Annotated in this window: 13 protein-coding genes; all 13 read left to right on the top strand. The window is 58.0% G+C overall.

From position 1 onward, the window contains the following. Nucleotides 1-61: 61 nt before the first annotated feature. Nucleotides 62-1,129 carry a bifunctional glycosyltransferase family 2/GtrA family protein gene (locus AAA021_RS01770; protein WP_349087700.1) on the top strand — a complete coding sequence of 356 codons (1,068 nt, stop codon included), beginning with the start codon at nt 62-64 and terminating at the stop codon, nt 1,127-1,129. A gap of 12 nt (nt 1,130-1,141) precedes the next feature. After that, complete coding sequence (locus AAA021_RS01765; RefSeq protein WP_349087698.1) at nt 1,142-3,391, top strand: glycosyltransferase; 2,250 nt, start codon at nt 1,142-1,144, stop codon at nt 3,389-3,391. Further along, the gene (locus AAA021_RS01760; protein ID WP_349087697.1) at nt 3,385-5,250 is read left to right on the top strand and encodes a hypothetical protein; all 1,866 of its coding nucleotides are present in this window, start codon (nt 3,385-3,387) and stop codon (nt 5,248-5,250) included. The genes AAA021_RS01765 and AAA021_RS01760 overlap by 7 nt, the downstream gene beginning before the upstream one ends. A 177-nt stretch (nt 5,251-5,427) precedes the next feature. After that, nucleotides 5,428-5,628 (top strand): hypothetical protein, encoded by a 201-nt coding sequence (locus tag AAA021_RS01755; protein ID WP_035136858.1) that lies wholly within the window; start codon nt 5,428-5,430, stop codon nt 5,626-5,628. A 144-nt stretch (nt 5,629-5,772) separates the two neighbouring features. Next, nucleotides 5,773-6,852 (top strand): substrate-binding domain-containing protein, encoded by a 1,080-nt coding sequence (locus AAA021_RS01750; protein ID WP_349087696.1) that lies wholly within the window; start codon nt 5,773-5,775, stop codon nt 6,850-6,852. A 460-nt stretch (nt 6,853-7,312) separates the two neighbouring features. Next, entirely contained in the window at nt 7,313-8,740 is a 1,428-nt protein-coding gene (gene uxaC, locus AAA021_RS01745; protein ID WP_349087695.1) for a glucuronate isomerase, read from the top strand. A gap of 94 nt (nt 8,741-8,834) precedes the next feature. Then, nucleotides 8,835-10,349, top strand: coding sequence for a tagaturonate reductase (locus tag AAA021_RS01740; protein ID WP_195543842.1), 1,515 nt, complete (start codon nt 8,835-8,837; stop codon nt 10,347-10,349). Between the two features lie 81 nt (nt 10,350-10,430). Next, nucleotides 10,431-11,915, top strand: coding sequence for an altronate dehydratase family protein (locus AAA021_RS01735; protein WP_349087694.1), 1,485 nt, complete (start codon nt 10,431-10,433; stop codon nt 11,913-11,915). Between the two features lie 355 nt (nt 11,916-12,270). Further along, nucleotides 12,271-13,830 carry an MFS transporter gene (locus AAA021_RS01730; RefSeq protein WP_117848131.1) on the top strand — a complete coding sequence of 520 codons (1,560 nt, stop codon included), beginning with the start codon at nt 12,271-12,273 and terminating at the stop codon, nt 13,828-13,830. A gap of 115 nt (nt 13,831-13,945) precedes the next feature. Next, the gene (locus AAA021_RS01725) at nt 13,946-15,541 is read left to right on the top strand and encodes a glycoside hydrolase family 28 protein (RefSeq protein ID WP_349087692.1); all 1,596 of its coding nucleotides are present in this window, start codon (nt 13,946-13,948) and stop codon (nt 15,539-15,541) included. Nucleotides 15,542-15,645: 104 nt separating this feature from the next. After that, nucleotides 15,646-16,455: an alpha/beta hydrolase gene (locus tag AAA021_RS01720; RefSeq protein ID WP_006234764.1), complete on the top strand. Its 810-nt coding sequence runs from the start codon at nt 15,646-15,648 to the stop codon at nt 16,453-16,455. Then, nucleotides 16,452-18,617 carry a pectinesterase family protein gene (locus tag AAA021_RS01715; protein ID WP_349087691.1) on the top strand — a complete coding sequence of 722 codons (2,166 nt, stop codon included), beginning with the start codon at nt 16,452-16,454 and terminating at the stop codon, nt 18,615-18,617. The genes AAA021_RS01720 and AAA021_RS01715 overlap by 4 nt, the downstream gene beginning before the upstream one ends. 69 nt (nt 18,618-18,686) lie before the next feature. Continuing rightward, on the top strand, nt 18,687-19,355 hold the full coding sequence (locus tag AAA021_RS01710; protein WP_349087690.1) for an SGNH/GDSL hydrolase family protein: 669 nt from the start codon (nt 18,687-18,689) through the stop codon (nt 19,353-19,355). The last annotated feature ends 43 nt before the right edge of the window (nt 19,356-19,398 follow it).

Genomic DNA, 19,398 nt, shown 5'->3' with positions numbered 1-19,398 from the left:
GCAATTTCGTTATAATCGACGTCCGCAAATCGATTCATTATGTTGGAGAATCCATTTGATCATGGCAGATATCGACAATAGGATAGCTTTGGTGATTCCCGCGTATGAGCCGAGTGGTCGGCTGGCCGCGCTACTTGAGGAGCTCGTGCTCGGATGGCCGGGACCGATCGTTGTGGTGGATGACGGGAGCAGCACGTCCTGTTCTGTGGTGTTTGACCGCGCCCGCGCGCTTGGTGCTACGGTTCATGTCCACGGGCTCAACCGCGGCAAAGGTGCGGCTCTCAAGACTGCCTTTTCTTATCTCTTGGAACAGGTCCCGACTGTTGCGGGGGCCGTCACGGCAGATGCCGATGGTCAGCATTTGCCTGCCGATATCCGCGCCGTTGCGCGCGAACTCGGTCTGCACCAGGACTCGTTGGTGCTTGGCTGTCGCCGATTTGACGGTAATGGCGTTCCTGCGCGCAGTAAGCTCGGTAACAATTTTATGCTTGGGGCCATGCGCGTGCTCTGCGGTGTCGATGTGAGTGATACGCAGACGGGCTTACGTGGCCTTCCGGCGTCGCTTATGCGCCGTATGCTCGCTGTGGTGCGAGACGGATATGAGTTCGAGACAGAGATGCTTGTGCTGGCGCGGCGTGCGGGTGGCATCTTCGAGGTTCCCATTACCACGGTCTACGAGGGTGACAACGAGGCATCACATTTCCGTCCCGTTGTTGATTCGCTTCGCGTGCTCGGTGTCTTATTCTCTGCGTTTGCGCGCTACACGCTCTCTTCGCTCTGCACATCGTTGTTGGATTGGGCACTGTTCTCTGCGCTCGTACTCCTATGGTCGCATGGTGTCGCGACCAGCGCAGCCATCGTGTGGGCAACCGTCGTTGCGCGGGTCGTCTCGGCATTTGTCAACTATATGCTGAATCGAAATATCGTCTTCAAAGCGGATAATTCCAGCTGTTCTCGGAGCCTTTGCCGCTATATTGCCCTGTGCGCAGCTTGTATGTTGGCGAGCGCAGCTCTCGTCCTCTTGATTTCCGTTGCACTGCCCATACCGGTCTTCATCATCAAACCGTTTGTTGATACGGCATTGTTCTTTGCTAACTACCGTATCCAGCAGTCATGGGTCTTTGAATAGGGGGATGATTCCGTGAACGTTCATGAGCTTAAGAAAGCCAAGAAAAGCGTGGTGGAAAAACAGGGGGCACGGAAGCGCGATGTGACGACCTTTATCGTCACTGCAGTCCTTATGGTCATCTATCTGCTATGGCGTCTGCTGTTCACCCTGCCGTTTGATCAGGGGATTCCCCAGATGGTTTTTGCGGTCTTGCTGCTCATCGCTGAGACAGTAACCGCGTTTACGACCTTCGAACTTTACTACCGCAAGGTTAAGGCCGACAGCGGACATCTCGTTATGCCGAAAATCTTGCCCGAAGACTATCCCGACGTTGACGTGGTAATCGCTACGCACAACGAGCCGACTGACGTGTTGTTCAAGACGGCGAACGCCTGTACCTACATGGACTATCCCGATCGTTCTCGGGTGCACGTCTATTTTGCTGACGATGGCTGCCGCAAAGAGGTCGCTTCCCTTGCGGCTGAACTTGGGATTGGTTATATCCCCTGCGAGGATAACAAGTATGCCAAATCGGGCAACCTCAACAACGCGTTAAGGCACACGACTTCACCGCTGATCGCGACGTTCGATGCCGACATGATTCCGCGTAGCAGCTTTCTCGTAGATACCGTGCCCTATTTCTTGCTGCCTCGCTATATTCAGGATGGCGCGACCGGCGCATGGCGTTATCGTTCCGAGGACGAACTCAATGAGGACCTTAAAGTCGGTCTGATTCAGACGCCGCAAAGCTTCTATAATCTCGATCTTTTTCAGTTCAATCTGTATGCCGAGGATAAGATTCCTAATGAGCAAGATTTCTTCTCACGCGAGGTAAACCAGATGCGCAACTCTTCCAACGCCTGCGCATACACCGGTAGCAATGCCGTGATATCGCGCGCCGGTATGGAGGAGATTGGCGGGTTTCCGTATCATACGATCACCGAAGATTTCGAGACGAGCTGTCGTCTGCAGATGGCGGGTTATATTACCTACGCCACTGATAAGGTCGAAGCTCACGGCCTCTCGACGACGGATGTGCGCTCGATGGTGCGCCAACGCATCCGCTGGGCGCGCGGTGTGATTCAGAGCATCCAAAACACGGGTGTCATCTTTTCTCACAAGATTTCTTTTTCCGCGCGCATTACCTATCTGTGCAGTTTTCTGTACTGGTGGTCATTCTTCAACCGCATCATCTTCATTCTTGCGCCCATTATGTTTGCCTTGTTTGACTTCCAAGTGGTTAACTGCACACTCTGGCAGTTGCTAATTTTTTGGCTGCCGAGCTATTTCTTTTATAGCAGGTCTATGAAATTGCTTTCGAGCAATGTTCGCAGTCAGAAATGGAGTCAAATCATCGACACCACGCTGGCGCCATCACTTATTATTCCCGTATTTCTTGAGACGCTCGGTATCCGCGAGACCAAGTTCAAAGTTACGCGTAAAGACAAGACGACCAATCGCAGCGGTAGCCTGTGGAACATGCTTCCACACCTGTTGCTCGTGGTGCTCTCGGTTGCAGCTATTATCAGATTTACATGGGGAAAGTATGGCATGGCGCTCGTGTACAGTTCTGTGATCATCTATTGGTTGTGCTACAACTTGATTGCCCTTTTGTATGCTATTGCCTTTTCGGGCGGTCGGTCCATGCCGCGCAAGAGTACTCGCATCTCCGTAGACGAACCTGCGGTGCTGACGGCGCTGCCGGTTGAGGATGAGTGGTCGAAGCTAGCCGAGGACACCGGCGAAGCCGTGGTCGAAGGTGGTGTTTCCCTCGATTGCAGCTCGGACGCAATGGATGGCGAGGGTCCTGTGGGTGTTTTCGCGGGGCGCGCCATCAACATGTCAGACGGTGGTGTACTCGTGCGCATCGATGATCCCTTTCCCGAGGAGCTACGCAGCTTTGCGGTGCGCTTGGGAGATGGTCGCTATTGCACATGCGTTTCTGGTAGGCTTGTGCGCCTCTTTCAATCCAAATGTGGCGATGATGAGTCGTGGTACGCGGCGCTTCGAATCGAGCACCGCTCGCTCGAGGAGCGTCGCATCTATGATCAGCTGCTGTACGATCGCGAAACGGGCATCGCCGAGGAGCTTGATAGCTGGAACACCACCTATGACGATATCGTGCGTATTGTCCGCATGAGGATAAGGGCGCTTCTTTCGCGTTACCGCGTATGGAGATCCCGCCGCCGCTCCAGGCGTGATAGCGATCGATGCGGCGATTCACGGGATGCGGAGCGGACCAGTCACGATTCTGCTCATGTCGAAGGAGACGCTGCATGCTGATTATTGCTGCCTTCGGCCGTGCGGCGCTGTTCCTGCTAGCGCTCTTCGGTCTGTGCTATTGGATCCATCGTTTGACCGAGACGGATGTGCATTTCGCTCCCGTGTGTGCCTTGTGTGTCATGGGGGTCGTCACGTATGCCGGTGGAATCGTGGGCGCGCTTGCCCCTGCCACCTGGGGGGTGGTTGTGGTGGGCGCCATCGCCGGTACAGCGGCAATGCCCTGTCTCCATGGTCGTGGTCTTGCTAGATTGCCCTTTGGTCTCCCTGACGCGTGTTTTCTCCTAGGTATGTTGATCTTTCTGTGGCCCCTGCTGTCGGCGCGTCTCGAGCATTACGATAACTTTACGCATTGGGCTATAGCGCTCAAGGTCATGCTGGAGACGGGGGCTTTCCCCACGGCGTCAAGTGGTCTCGTTGAGTTTTTCAACTATCCGCTCGGCACAACTTCACTGCTGTACTGCGCATGCACGTTTTTAGGCCATGCCGAGGGAACAATGCTCGTTGTTCAGGCAGCCTTTATCTTCTCGTGTTTTTATGCTGTTCTTGGTATTGTGCGCAATCGCCGTTCGTTTCTGCCATATGCGGTGTTAGGGGCTGGCTGCTCGCTCCTTACGTTTTTCAATGTAACGATTCGCATTAATAACCTTTTGGTTGATTTCGTGCTCCCGGTCCTCACGATGGCGTGCTGGGCAGTCGTGGATCGTTATAACGGTGATGTTCGCCGCGAGCTCAAGTTGCTCGTGCCGTTGATGGCGGAGCTCATAGTGGTGAAGTCGACGGGCGTCGTATTCGTTGCATTTGTGCTCGCTTACCATTTAGCGCGCGGACACGTTGCTCTCAGGAATCGCAGCTGGAACGCTCGCCTGCGCTGGTTTGGTGCAACTGCCGTCGCAGGTGTTTTGGGTTTTTCCACTTATCTGATGTGGAGTTGGCACATGGCCACGGCGCTCGCGGGCGTCAAGAATAAGTTCGATGTGGGCGATGCTGCTCACGCGGCGGTGGTCGGCGGTAAGAATACTGCCCAGATCGCGCAGGTCGTCTCGACGTTTTTTGCGACCTCCATCGATTTAACTACCAGGCCTGCGCTCGGTTTCCTGCTCGGCAACTTGGCTGTTGTCGCATTGCTAGCGGCTGCTCGGTGGCGCTTTGGGCATCAGTTGACACATGTGCGCCGCGCACTGGTTGCGCTTGATTTCATGACAATTGTTTACTATGTGGGTATTCTCGCCATGTACATTTTCTCGATGCCAATGGACGAGGCCTTGAGGCTTGCTGGATTCGATCGTTATGCTTGCAGCATCATTGCATTGTTTGTCGGCGGCCTGGCGATGGCAGTTACCGTTGAGCTTGAGGGGCAGATGAAATTTCGGTCCGATGGTTCCCCCTGCTATGCAACGCCGTTGCATAAGCGGCGATACCAACAGGTTGTAATGGGCTGCATCGCCTTGTCGCTTGGCCTTTTGACGAGTGAATACAACGGCATGCTATTCAATGCAAAGACATACGACTCTTCGCTTCCGGCGACGGTCCGAGATGTCGTCGGCGATCGCTGGCCGGCATCGGGCGAAGAAGACGGTACTCGTTATTTGCTGTTCGGTTCCGATCGCGATGGGCTTATGACTTCGTACTACTTCACGTATGTGGCTCGATATTATTTGTTTGCCCCGCATTCCGATGTCATATGCACGTTCTATGAGCCCAATATGGACAACCTTCTGTCGGGTTATGACAAGCTCATCGTAATTGAGTCCAATTCTGCGGAGATGGGTCTACTCAAAAAGCATTATGGCGTTACAGGCAAGGTCGGCGTCTATCGTATCGAGAAAAATGGCACTAGGGTAAACCTTATTGCTGAGTGAAGCAGTGGGATGAGCGCTGTGATTATGAATTTTCCCATTCCGGATAGGTTGTCTTGCACCAATGTGGTGGGGAGATGTGGCGTTTCCACAGATAAAACCGACCAAAATTAACCTGTCCCTTTTTGGTAGGTGGAGAATGGGGTAAAGTAAGTGATGGTTAACTAAAGGAGGCTTGCTATGGCACCTATCGATATTGTTGTACTGGCTGTTATCGGTATTGCGTTTGTCGCGGTATGCGTGCGCATCTACCGCAAGGGCACTTGCGCCGACTGCGCTCAGGGCGGCGTTTGCACCGGGCATTGCTCCAACAAAAAGACGTGCGCCGCACTTAAGGGCGTGGACAAAATCGCCGAAGACTTGGGTCGCGGTATCAAATAAGGTCCGGACATCCAAGCGCTCCGCGGGCATCCGTTCGCGGGGCGCTTTGTGCATTTGAGGGAGAGCACGGCGAGTCGAAGAGTATTTTTGGGGTATCGTTAACTGGACTATTAATTGGCAACTTATCTATAACGGAGTAACCGCATGAGCGCTCGCGTAACCATGAAGGACATAGCCGCCGAGCTTGGCGTTTCCATCAATACCGTGCACAAGGCTCTGACGGGAAAGGCCGGCGTGAGCGAATCCGTGCGCGCCAAGGTGAACGCTAAGGCCGAGGCCATGGGCTATCACCGCAACACAAGTGCCTCAAGCCTGCGCCGCAAGGATATCAATCTGGTGTTTTGCCTGCCCCGCGCATCGCGCGAGGGAGCGTACTTTTTCCGTTACCTGTGGGAAGGCTGCAATCGCTTTGAACAGGAGGTCATCGACCGGGGCATTACGGTTGAGCGCGTTGAATTTGGCGTGGGCGGCTACGCTGATGCACTCGAGCAAATCGACGAGCGTCTGCAGGTGGGTGAGAAGATTGATGGCTTGCTCGCCTATGCGCCGGGCGACGATCGTGCGACTGAGCTTTTGGGGCAGATCGCCGAGGCGGGCGTGACGATTGAGCTTGTCGACGGCGACCGTCCGCATTTGAATCGTTTGGGTGCGAGCTTGGCCGATTATTCGACGGCAGGCAGCCTTATGGCCGAGCAGGCGGCAAACCTGGTCCATGCTTCTGGGGCCGACGCCCGCGTGCTCCTTTTGACGGGCGACCCATATACCGATTCACACTATCTAACCGCCCGTGCCTTCCACAATTACCTGCGCGAACGAGATATTCCATGGCAGGTCGAGGACCTTGCCGGTGCCCATGCGCAAGTCAAACAGCTCAAGCATGAGCTCGAAAAGCGCTTGAGTGCGCCGGACGCCCCTGAGCTCATTTGTAGCGTTTTTGCCGTTGGTTCCGAAGTGGTTGCCGACGCGCTTGTCTCGACCGGCAAGGCCGGTCAGGTCATGGTGATCGGCAACGACCTGTTTCCCGAAAGTGCTCTGGCCTTGCGCCACGGTATCTTTACCAATATTGTCTATAAGGACCCGACGAGCCTGGCGTATCGCGGCGCTAAGACGCTGGGCGATTATCTGCTGTGGGGAAGGACCCCGACGGTGCCCGTCCAGAAGGGCGCCGTCGAGATGGTATTTGCCAGCAATGTCGACCACTACTGCGAACTTGCGGGTATTTAGCCGATTGAGCAGGTACCCCCTCTTGCGACGTGCATTTTTGGGAGTATTCAGCATTGGCATGCCCTGAATGAGGTGCAGAACGACTGTTTTAAGTGCCCCCGATGGCGTAATTTGCCATCGGGGGCACTTTTTATGCCGATCGGGCGCTATCTGCGTTCCAAATAGGACGCTGAGGATGGCGCACGGTGCGCTCCAATGCTGAATACTCCCAAAAATGTACGTCGGGACATGACCCACCTGAGCAAAAGCGCTCAAGTTCGGTGTTCGGGGACGCCAACCAGTCCGCAATACATGCAAGTCACATCCCCAGCAACCGTTGAACGGGCAAAATCTACCGTTCACCCCGTGGTGGTTAGGTGAACGTTCACCTTTTGAGGTGCAATGGATTAGTATAGTGAACGTTCACCTAAAGGATAACGAGCGCGCCGTGCGCCCGCCTTGCCAGCAAAGGGGCTGTTTGATGAAAAACTTTATGGACGATCAGGATTTCCTGCTGAGCACCAAGACCGGCGAGGAGCTGTTCCACAACTTTGCCGAGGGCATGCCCATCGTCGACTACCACTGTCACATTTCTCCCAAGGAGATTTGGGAGGACAAGCGTTTCGAGAACATCACCGAGGTTTGGCTGGGCGGCGACCACTACAAGTGGCGCCTGATGCGTGCCAACGGCGTCGACGAGCGCTTTATCACTGGCGACGCCCCTGCTCGCGAGAAGTTCCAAAAGTGGGCCGAGACCCTGGGTCGCTGCGTCGGCAACCCCGTCTTTGAGTGGAGCCACCTGGAGCTTAAGCGCTACTTTGGCTACGAGGGCGTCCTCAACGGCAAGACTGCCCAGGAGGTTTGGGACCTTGCCAACGCCAAGCTCGCCGAGGCCAGTTTCACCTGCCGCAACCTGATCAAGCAGTCCAACGTCCGCATGATCTGCACTACTGACGACCCCGCCGACAGCTTTGAGTGGCACAAAAAGATTGCAGCCGACGACAGCTTTGACGTTCAGGTCGTTCCCGCCATGCGCCCCGATGCCGCTTTGCGCATCGAGCGTGGCCAGGAGTTTGCCGACTACTGCAGGCACCTCTCCGAGGCTGCCGGCGTTGAGGTCAGCGACTTCGAGGGCATGAAGTCCGCCATTTCCAAGCGCTACGACGTTGCTCACGAGCTGGGCTGCCGCGCCTCCGACCACGCACTCGATTACGTCATGTACGTCCCGGCTACCGCCGACGAGATCGAGGCCATCTTTGCCAAGGGCCTGGCTGCTGAGCCGCTCACCGAGGAAGAAGTCCTCAAGTACAAGACTGCCTTTATGCAGTTCGTTGCCGGTGAGTATGTCCGTCTGGGCTGGGCCATGCAGCTGCACTTTGGCTGCAAGCGCGACAACAACCGCGCCATGTTCGCCAAGCTCGGTCCCGACACCGGCTACGACTGCATCTCCAACTACACGCCGTCCGACCAGCTCGCCGATTTCCTCAACTCCATCCAGGAGACCTGCGGCCTGCCCAAGACCATCCTGTACAGCCTGAACCCCATCGATAACACCATGATCGATACCGTCATGGGCTGCTTCCAGGAGGCTCCGACCGCCGGTAAGATCCAGAACGGCTCCGCCTGGTGGTTCAACGACAACGAGGTCGGCATGCGCGAGCAACTCACGGCTCTGGCTAACGAGGGCGTGCTGGGCAACTTTGTGGGCATGCTTACCGACTCCCGCTCTTTCCTGTCCTATCCGCGCCACGAGTACTTCCGTCGCGTGCTGTGCAGCGTGATCGGCGAGTGGGTCGAGCAGGGCAAGTACCCGGCCGACATGGAGCTGCTGGGCAGTATCGTGCGCGACATCAGCTACAACAACGCGGTCCGCTACTTTGGCTTTGACCTGGACACCGACGAGGCCTAAGCCCGCATCGAATCACATCGAACCCTGGGCGCCGTTGCCACACGCGGAGCCCCGTTTTGCTTGCACGCTAACAAACATCTAAGGAGACACATAGATGGAGAACATCAGCTACGATGCGCTCGAGAAGATCGGCTACAAGGGCTATTTGCTGCCCAAGGATGCTCCCGAGAAGGTTCTGCAGTTTGGCGAGGGCAATTTCCTGCGCGCCTTCGTCGACCGCTTCTTTGACATGGGCAACGAGGCCACCGGCTGGAACGGCAAGGTCGTCATGGTGCAGCCCATCAGCGGTGCCTTTGGCTTTGCCGACGGTATCAATGCCCAGGACGATCTGTACACCGTGCTGGTGCGCGGCAAGGAGAACGGCAACACGGTTGACGAGTCCCGCGTGATCAGCGCCTGCAGCCGCTGCCTTAACCCGTATCGTGAGGACGACTACCGTGCCATGATGGAGGTCGCTGTCTCCGACGACCTAGAGATCATCGTCTCCAACACCACCGAGGCCGGTATCGCCTATGACCCGTCCTGCAAGGCCGACGACATGCCACCCGCGAGCTTCCCCGCCAAGCTTGCCCAGGTGCTCCACACCCGCTGGGCTGCCGGTAAGCCGGGCGTCATCGTCCTCGCCTGCGAGCTCATCGATCACAACGGCGAGGAGTTGCTGCGCATCATGAACCAGTATGTGAGCGACTGGGGCTGGGAGGACGAGTTTGCGCAGTGGATGGCCAACGACTGCACCGTCTGCACCACGCTCGTCGACACCATCGTACCGGGCCGTATCCGCGACGCATCCGAGGCCGCCGCGGTGGCTGAGCGTCTGGGCTACGAGGATCCCTTCCTGGCCGTGCGCGAGCCCTTCCAGATGTGGGGCATCCAGGGCGACGAGTCGCTTGCCGAGAAGCTTCCCTTTGTGAAGGCTGGTCTTCCGGGTGTCTTTGTGACTCCCGACGTCACCCCGTACAAAAAGCGCAAGGTCCGCATCCTCAACGGTGCCCACACCGCCTTCGTTCCGGGTTCCTGGGTTGCCGGCTTTGATATCGTGCGCGACTGCATGCATGACGAGACCATTCGCGGCTTCATGAACACCATGCTCTACGACGAGGTCATTCCGACGCTTGCCGCCGACTTGGATGTCGAGGACTGCAAGGCCTTTGCCGCCGCCGTCGAAAACCGCTTCGACAACCCGTTTATTGATCATGCGCTGCTCTCCATCTGCCTCAACTCCACGGCTAAGTGGCGCGCTCGCGACCTGCCCACGCTCAAGGACTACGTTGCCGAGACCGGCAACCTGCCCAAGTGCCTGGCGACGAGCCTCGCTACGCTCATCTCCTTCTACACGCAGGAGCTCGTGTCCCGCGAGGGCGACGGCCTGCACCTGCGTCGCTCCGACGGCACCGAGTACACCGCTCAGGACGACGCCTTCGTGCTCGACTTCTACGCCGCCCATGCCGGCGCCGACGATGCCCAGCTGGTGCACGACGTGCTCACCAACGAGCAGATGTGGGGCGAGGACCTTACGCAGATCGCAGGTCTTGAGGAGTTTGTCGTCAGCGCGCTCGCTGTCGTGCGTGCCGAGGGCGCCAAGCAGGCCTTCGCCAACGCTCAGGCGTAAATTTCCGGCGCAGACGCGGGCGCGGGACGGCGTGCCCGCGTCTCGACTTCTGCTCAACCTGTAGGGTTAGGACCATTTGTAATGAATACTATCCAGATCAATCCGGCCGATAACGTGATCGTTGCGCTGTCGCCGCTTGCCAAGGGCACTGCCGTCGCGGTTCCCGGGGTGGGCGAGGTCGTGGCCGTGGAGGATATTCCGCAGGGCCATAAGATGGCGGTGCGCGCGATTGCCGCAGGGGAGGACGTCATCAAGTACGGCCTTCCTATCGGCCATGTGACGGGCGATGTCCAGCCCGGTCAGTGGCTCCACACGCACAATGTGAAGACCAACCTTTCGGGCGAGGTCGAGTACACCTACAACCCCACACATCCGGTCGTGGATCCCGTTGAGCCCGAGACCTTTATGGGGTTCCGCCGCGCCGACGGTCGTGCCGCGACGCGTAATGAGCTGTGGATCATCCCCACGGTCGGCTGTGTCAACGAAGTCGCCCGTGCCATGTGTGAGCAGGCCCAGGATCTGGTCGATGGCTCGCTGGAGGGTGTTTACTACTTCCCGCATCCCTTTGGCTGCTCGCAGACCGGCGCCGACCATGCCCAGACGCGTCGTCTGCTGGTGGCGCTCTCGCGTCATCCTAATGCGGCCGGCGTGCTATTCCTGTCGCTCGGTTGCGAGAACTGCACGCACCAGCAGGTGCTCGACGAGCTCGGTGACTTTGATCACGAGCGCGTCCGCTTCCTCACCTGCCAGGACGTTGCCGACGAGCAGGTCGAGGGCCACAAGATTCTGGCCGAGCTGGCAGACCTGGCAAAGCAGTCCAAGCGCGAGCCCATTCCAGCCTCCGAGCTGGTCATTGGTCTTAAGTGCGGCGGCTCTGACGGTCTTTCGGGCATTACCGCCAACCCCACGATCGGTCGCGTGAGCGATATGGTCGTCGCCCGCGGCGGCACGTCGGTGCTTACCGAGGTGCCCGAGATGTTTGGCGCGGAGAGCATCCTGCTCGACCGTTGCGAGAACGAGCAGGTCTTTAACGTCGCCTCCGACATGCTCAATGGCTTTAAGGACTACTTTATTAGCCACGGCGAGGTTGTCTACGAGAACCCGAGCCCCGGCAACAAGGACGGCGGTATTACCACGCTCGAGGACAAGAGCTGCGGCTGCGTGCAAAAAGGCGGGTCTGCCCCCATCGTCGACGTGCTGCCGTATGCCGGCCAGGCAAATAAACACGGCCTGAACATGCTGTGCGGTCCGGGCAACGACATGGTATCCACCACGGCGTTGACGGCTGCCGGCTGCCACGTGATTCTGTTCTCGACCGGCCGCGGCACACCGTTTGGCGCGCCGGCGCCTACGCTCAAGGTGTTCACCAATCAGCGTCTGTGCGACCACAAGGCCAACTGGATGGACTTTAACGCTGGCGTGATTGCCACGGGTGAGCGCACGCTCGACGAGGCTGCCCACGATCTGTACCAGCTGGTGCTGGAGACGGCGAGCGGTAAGCTCACGAGTGCCGAGCGCCGTGGCTGTCACGAGATCAGTATCTGGAAGGACGGCGTCTGCTTGTAGCGGCAAGTGCGCCCAAGCATAGCGAGATGTCATCGGCCCCATCGGGAGTGTTCCCGGCGGGGCTTTTTCGTTTCGTGGTTAAGTGAATATGTTAGAAAATCTGATAAACGTTCACCTATCTCATGGCTGTCCAGCATGGCACCATTACCAGCAGAAAATAGGTGCGAGGATCTCGATTGTGTCCGTTCAGCGGTAAAAATCGACCGTTCGGGGATAATATGCAAGTGAACGTTCACCTTTCGTAAGGAATCGCGCATAATCTAACTAAACGTTCACCCTGAACGCTGGGCAGACAGATGTCAGTGTGGACTCAAATGTCTTGTTACAAGACAATCGAGAAAAGAGAGGGAGCTCGATGACTAATAAGATCGGAAAAAAGCGTAAGATCACATTCTGGACGCGCTTGGGTTTTGGTATGGGCGGTATGCTCAATTCCGGTGCCCTGACCTTTACGCACAGCTACATGGTGCTGTTCCTGTCCACGGAGTGTGGCCTGTCCGCAGGCGAGGCTGCACTGATCAGCTCGTTTGCCATCTATGTCAACGCCATTCTTTGCCCGCTGATGGGCTTTGTGGCCGATAACTTCTATGCCACCAAGATTGGCCGCATCTTTGGTCGTCGTCGTTTCTGGATCTTGCTGGCCATCCCGATGATGATCGCCGAGCCGCTCATCTTCGTGGCTACGCCGTTTGGCTTCCCGTACTACTTTGTGCTGTACCTGATCTACAACGTCGCGTACACGTTCTGCACCGCCAACCTGTCGCCGCTTACCATCGAGATGACCGACGACTTTAAGGAGCGTACGTACCTCACCGGCTACAAACATCTTTTTGGTAACGCCGCCGGCTTCCTGATGGCTGCACTTGTGGGCTTCGGCTTTGGCACCTTCGGCGAGACCAACCCGTTCAGCTACTTCATCATCGCTACGGTCAACGCTTCGGTCATGGCAATCTCGCTGCTCTGCGTGTACCTGTCCACGTGGGAGCACACCCCCGAGGAGGTCGCTCAGGAGAAGATCGAGAGCGTCGGCGAGGGCATCAAGAAGTTCTTTGTGGACGTTATCTCCACCTTCCGCAACAAGTCCTTCCGCAAGGTCCTGTATGCACAGGTCTCCACGAAGCTCGCTGCTGCCTGCTGGTCTGCCTGCCTGTCCTTCTTCATCGTCTACTGCCTGCAGATTCCTAAGTCCTACGAGTCCGTGATGGAGATGCCTGGCAAGGTCGTCGCTATCGTCTGCACCGCCATCTGGGTCGCTCTCATGGCCAAGAAGGGCTTCCACAAGTCTTGGTACCTGGCCAACGTCGGTTGCGCTGCGTGCATCATCGCCTACAACTACTTCGCCTTTGGTCAGATCAATGGCACCTCCACGGTCGCCATCGCCATGATCGCCTACCCCATCATCTTCGCCATCTGGAAGTTCTTCTACGTCGGCTTCCAGTACCTGCCCGATGTTCTGCTCAACTACATCCCCGATGTCGATGAGCTCATCACCCTGCGTCGTCGCGAGGGCATCTACAGCTCCGCGCAGCAGCTCTGCCAGCAGATCGCCCAGGCTATTGCCGTCAACGTGTGGGCTATTGTCCTTGCTGCCTCCGGCTTCATTCAGACCGCCGGCAATAGCGACGCCGTGACCCAGCCCGCTACCGTGCCTCTGTATATCTGCGGCTACATGATCATCGGCTGCGCCGGCTTCTTCCTGCTTGCGGCCGTCCTTGCCCGCGGCATCAAGATCGACAAGGAGCAGTGCGACGTCCTTTGCGACGAGATTCACCGAGTCAAGGAGGGTGGCAAGATGGCCGACGTCAAGCCCGAGGTCAAGGCGCTTTGCGAGGAGCTCTCCGGCTTTAAGTACGAGGACTGCTTTGCCCACAACAACGTTGGCTTCCAGGACGGTAGCGTAACTCCCGCCGAGTAAGGCCGACATATCGTCCAAATCACAGGGCCGTGCCACCGGAATTCCGCCGGCAGGCACGGCCCTTTTTCAACAGCGTACAATTTGCCTTTAGAGCATCTTTTTGAGGGAGAAACCCATGGAGACGAACGTTATCTGGCGCAACGCGCGCGCGGCGGTTATCGAGCTTGACGACGGCGGTTACTTTACCTGCGCCGATACGTGGGAGATCTTTGTCAACGACGAGCCCGCCGGTACCACGAATACGGTCGAGACCTATGTCGACGGTCTGACCCCCGGCAAGCGCAACCTGGTCCGTTTTGTCTGTGGCGAGCGTGAGCTGAGCGTAGGTGTCACCACGCCGGCTGAGCCCTTTACCATCAACGTTCGCGACTGTGGCGCCAAGGGCGATGCCGAGCATGATGACACCACCAACATCCAGGCTGCTATCATGGCCTGCCCCAAGGGTGGCCGCGTGCTGATCCCCGCCGGTAGTTATCGCATCAAGTCTCTCTTCCTTAAGAGCAATATCAACATCGAGCTCGCCGAGGGAGCGGTGCTGCTGGCCCGCCACGATCGTGCCGCGCTTTCCTACATTCCGGGAACGGTCACGGGCAACGAGGGCGCCGGTTATGCCGGCACCGATATGCTGCCCCTGGGCCGCTGGGAGGGCGAGAGTTTCTCGATCTACTGCTCTACCTTTACGGGTCTGAGCGTGCACGACGTGTGCATCTATGGTCGTGGTGCCATCGACGGTCAGACCGATTTTGCCGAGGACAACTGGTGGAACAAGGACTTTAAGAACATCTTTCGCCCGGAGGAGGGCCGCGAGGTCGCCCGCCCGCGCATGATCTTCCTATCCGAGTGTGAGAACGTGAGCATGGCCGGCTTCACCGTCCGCAACAGCCCGGCGTGGAACATCCACCCCATCCTGTGCGAGCACGTCGATGCGCTCTGCCTGTCCATCGAGGGTCCCAAGAACTCCCACAACACCGACGGTTTCGATCCCGAGAGCTGCGGTTTTGTTCGCATCCTTGGTTGTCAGTTCTCAGTGGGTGACGACTGCATCGCCATCAAGAGCGGCAAGCTGGGCATTGAGCCCGAGCTTCGTCCCGCCACGCACGACGTGCTGATCTCTCACTGCTACATGCACGACGGCCATGGTGCCGTGGTGCTGGGATCCGAGGCTGCCGGCGGCATCAAGGACCTTACCGTGAGCAAGTGCCTCTTTGAACGCAGCGACCGCGGCCTGCGCGTCAAGACCCGCCGCGGGCGCGGCAAGGACGCCGTCAACGAGGGCATTACCTTTGAGCACATTCGCATGGACGAGGTGCTCACGCCCTTCGTGGTCAACTCGTTCTACTTCTGCGACAAGGATGGCAAGACCGATTACGTGCAGTCTCGCGAGGCGCTGCCCGTCGACGACCGCACGCCCGGCTTTGGTGCCACGACGTTTTGTGATATCGAGGCTACTAACTGCCACGCGGCTGCTGCTTACATCACGGGCCTGCCCGAGAGCAAAGTGACGCGCCTGACGTTCCAGGATGTCCACGTGACCTTCGCGCCGGATGCCGAGCCCTTTGTCCCGGCCATGGCCTGCGGCGTTGAGCCCATGGTGCGCCAGGGCATCATCGCGCAAAACGTCAAGGTACTCGACCTGCAAAATGTGGTGATCGAGGGCCAGGACGGCGAGGAACTGCAGCTCCAGAACGTCGACAAGGTCGTCCGTTCCTAACTCGGGGTGATGACCAGGGCTGCATTGTCGGATAAATCGGCAATGCAGCCCTTATGCGATACGGCCGTGTGCGCTGCGCTACGCATCATGGTGAAAGGGAATACATGCTCAATAAAACGATTCCTGTCGGGGTCGATGGCTCGTCTGCCACGATTACGTCTTATGTTTTTGCCCCGACCGAAGATGCTTATGCTTTAAAACCGCTGCCTGCAGTTGTGGTCGTGCCAGGAGGCGGCTACGATCACGTTTCGCCGCGCGAAGGCGAGCCGGTAGCGCTCCGTTTGTTGGCGATGGGCTACCAAGCGTTTGTACTGAACTATTCGGTTGCTCCGGCTGTCTATCCGCTGGCATTGCAAGAACTCGCGCGGGCGGTCGATACCGTCCGAAGCCATGCGGCAGAGTACTGTGTCGATCCTGATCGGATTACGGTCATGGGTTTTTCGGCCGGTGGGCATCTAGTTGGCTTGCTCGGGGCGCTTTGGGACCAACCCTGGCTTGCAGAGTCGATTTCGGCATCGCCTGAGTCGATTCGGCCTGACACACTTTGCTTGGGCTATCCGGTCGTAAGCTCGGGGGCCTATGCTCATCGTGGTTCGTTTGAACACCTAACGGGTGCCGATGGCGCTTTGGCTCAAAAGTTGTCGATCGAGAATATGGTGGGCGATGGCTTCCCCCGTACGTTCTTGTGGCATACCGCCGAGGATGCATCGGTACCAGTTCAAAATAGCCTCCTTCTTGCGCAGGCTCTTGCCGACCACGGGATTGGCTTTAGCCTACATGTCTTTCCGCATGGAAAGCATGGGGCATCGCTCGCCACGGCCCAAACGGCATTTAAGGGCTGCGCCGAGCATATTCAGCCACAGGTTCAGGGCTGGCCTGAACAGTTCGTTGCATGGGAGCGTGATGGACGATGAGCGAAAGTATCTATACGCTGCGCGTTTCGAGGGCTGCGGCAGGAGCGTATCCAACGATTTCCGATGCCTTGGCGGCAGCCGATCAGCTCTATCCGGATGCCGAGCAACCGGTGATGATTCGCGTCGATCCGGGCGAGTATTGCGAGCGGGTCGAGATTCATCGCTCGCATGTGACGATTGAGGGAGAGACGGCCGACAGCGTGCGTATCGTGGGCAGCCTGGGTGCCAAGATGCCTTCGGAGGACGGCTCGGGCGTCGACGGCACGCTCGGCACGTTTAGGACCTATACCGTTTTGGTCGATGCCGACGACGTACGGCTCGAGAACCTCACGATCGAAAACGATGCGGGCGATGGGCGCGAGGTCGGTCAAGCGATTGCCCTGTACGCCGATGGCGACCGTCTGGTTGTCGATGCCTGCTGCATTAAGGGACACCAAGACACGCTGTTTTTGGGTCCGCTGCCGCCGCATGAGGCCAAACCGGGCGGGTTTATAGGACCCAAACAGTATGCGCCGCGCCGGGTGGGGCGCCAGTATTTTCGACGTTGCCGGATCGAGGGCGATGTCGACTTTATCTTTGGCGGCGCGCGTGCCTACTTTGAGGGGTGCGAGATTCGCTCGCTCAACCGCGATATGGACGTGAACGGCTACGTGACGGCGGCGTCGACGCCCGAAGGCGAGCCGCACGGCTTTGTGTTTCACGGCTGTTCGTTTACAGCTCCGGATGGCGTGGCGCCGGATTCGGTCTACCTGGGTCGTCCTTGGCGCGAATGGGCGCAAACTGTGCTGATCGATTGCTGGTTGGGGCGACATATCAAGCGCGAAGGCTGGTGGGATTGGAATAAGCCGGCGGCACACAACTGCGTGCAGTATGCTGGCGCGATTCTGCATGGGCCGGCGGGTGATACTACCGGCTGGGTGCCGTGGGCGAATGAACTCGATGTGATGGCTGCCGCCGGGTACGCTCGCGAGCAGGTGCTTGCCGGTGGGGATGGCTGGGATCCCGAGGGCGGCGACGGTGATGCGGTTGAGACGGCTGAACTGTCTGCCAACGGCCGCACCGTGCACATCGAGACGTACTGCGAAGACGAACCTGCGCTGCGTGCCCGGCTGAAGTGCGAGGGGCGTTCGGCTGCTTTTACGGGCAAGACTCCTGCAGATTTTGAGGCATGGAAGATTGCGACCAGGACTCGTCTGTACGATGTTTTGGGCCTTTCGCTTATGGACCGCGTCCCGATTGAGATTCGTGAGCTCAGCCGCGTGCGGGTTGCCGGCGGCATTGTGCGTACTCATGCGATGCTGCAGGTTGAGCACGATGTGTGGATGCCGTTTTACCTGTTGGAGCCGTCTCATCCGAAGCTTGATGGACGGGGGCTTAAGCGTTGCTATATCTGCCCGCATGGCCATCAGGGAGCAGGCGCCGCAAGTGTTGCGGGCGTGACGGGCGTGCCGGCGGTCGATGATGCTGTGCGTAAGTTCAATTACGACTACGGTCTGCGTTTGGCGCGTATGGGTTACGTGACCGTCTGCCCCGACGCACGCGGTTGGGGATACCGTCGTGACTGGAAGGGTCAGGGCGATGACGAGAACAGCTTTCTGCGCGGCACGTGCCTAAACCAGGCGCGCATGGCCGAGCCGCTGGGACTTACCGTTGCGGGCCTCAACGCCTGGGATAACATGCGTCTGATCGATTACTTGGAGGCGCGCGGCGACATTGCCATGGATGACCTGGGTTGCTTTGGTTTTTCGGGTGGCGGCTACATGACGTTGTACCTGGCCGCACTCGACCCGCGTGTGCGCAAGGCGTTTGTCTCGGGCTATCTGTACGGTGTCGACGATTCGCTGCTGCATCTCAATGGCAATTGCAGCTGCAACTACACACCCGGACTTTGGCGCTTACTCGACATGGGCGATATTGCCTCGCTCATCGCGCCGCATCCGCTGCTGGTGCAAAGCTGCGAAGAGGATCATCTGAACGGTTCGCGCGGGCTGAAAAATGTTGACGAGCAGCTCGAGATCGTGCGCGATGCCTACAAGTTGCTGGGTCGCAGAGATGGCCTGCGGCACGAGGTATGTCCGGGTGAACACCATCTGGGCGTGACACATCTTGCCGAGGATATCGAATGGCTCGATTCGCACGTTGCGGAATGCGCCCGTGCATAGCCCCTCGGCATGCTGCGAATAAACGGTACGTTCCTGTATGACCGCCGATGGGCGGATGAGGAGAAGATTATGGAAACGAAGAGTTTGAGTGAATCGACCATTTGCTGCTTTGGCGATTCGACCACATGGGGCGATAACGGATGCGGCGCAGGCGGCAACGACATCTCTTGGACTTCGCATCTGGGCGCGTTGCTGGGAGGCGCGGTCGTCGAGAACTTTGGCATCAAGGGTTCGCGTATCGCCATCAAGGCCGACCGTACCGATTCGTTTGTCGAGCGCCTTGACGGTATCGACGATGCGGCCGATATCTACATCGTCTTTGGCGGCGTCAACGACTTTAGCCGCAACGTGCCGCTTGGAGAGCTCGGCAGCACGGACGTGCATGAGTTCTATGGTGCACTCGATTACCTGATCCGTACCATCACGGCGCGCTCGCCTCGGGCAAAGCTCGTGTTTATGACGCCGTGCAAGACGAGTGGTAAGCACGAGAAGGATATCCCGGCAAGCGATGAGGCGAACCATTTGGGTCTGACGCAAGACGCCTACGTGCGAGCGATGCTGGAGGTCTGTGACCGTTACTCCGTTCCGGTGATTGACCTGTATGCGCAAAGCGGCATCAGCCCGTTTTTGCCGGAGCACCGCGAGCTCTATATGCCGGACGGTCTGCATTACAGTCCTGCCGGCTATGAGCGCCTGGCGCATCGCATCGACGCGGGTCTCACCGCCGTTTGCCGCTAAAAGTCTGCCGTTTGCGGGGAATATAGGGTTAACGTTCACCCTA

The organism is Collinsella sp. CLA-JM-H32 (assembly GCF_040098165.1).
Lineage (GTDB): Bacteria > Actinomycetota > Coriobacteriia > Coriobacteriales > Coriobacteriaceae > Collinsella.
The sequence above is the reverse complement of the archived record's forward strand: the minus strand, read 5'-3'. Positions and strand labels throughout refer to the sequence as shown.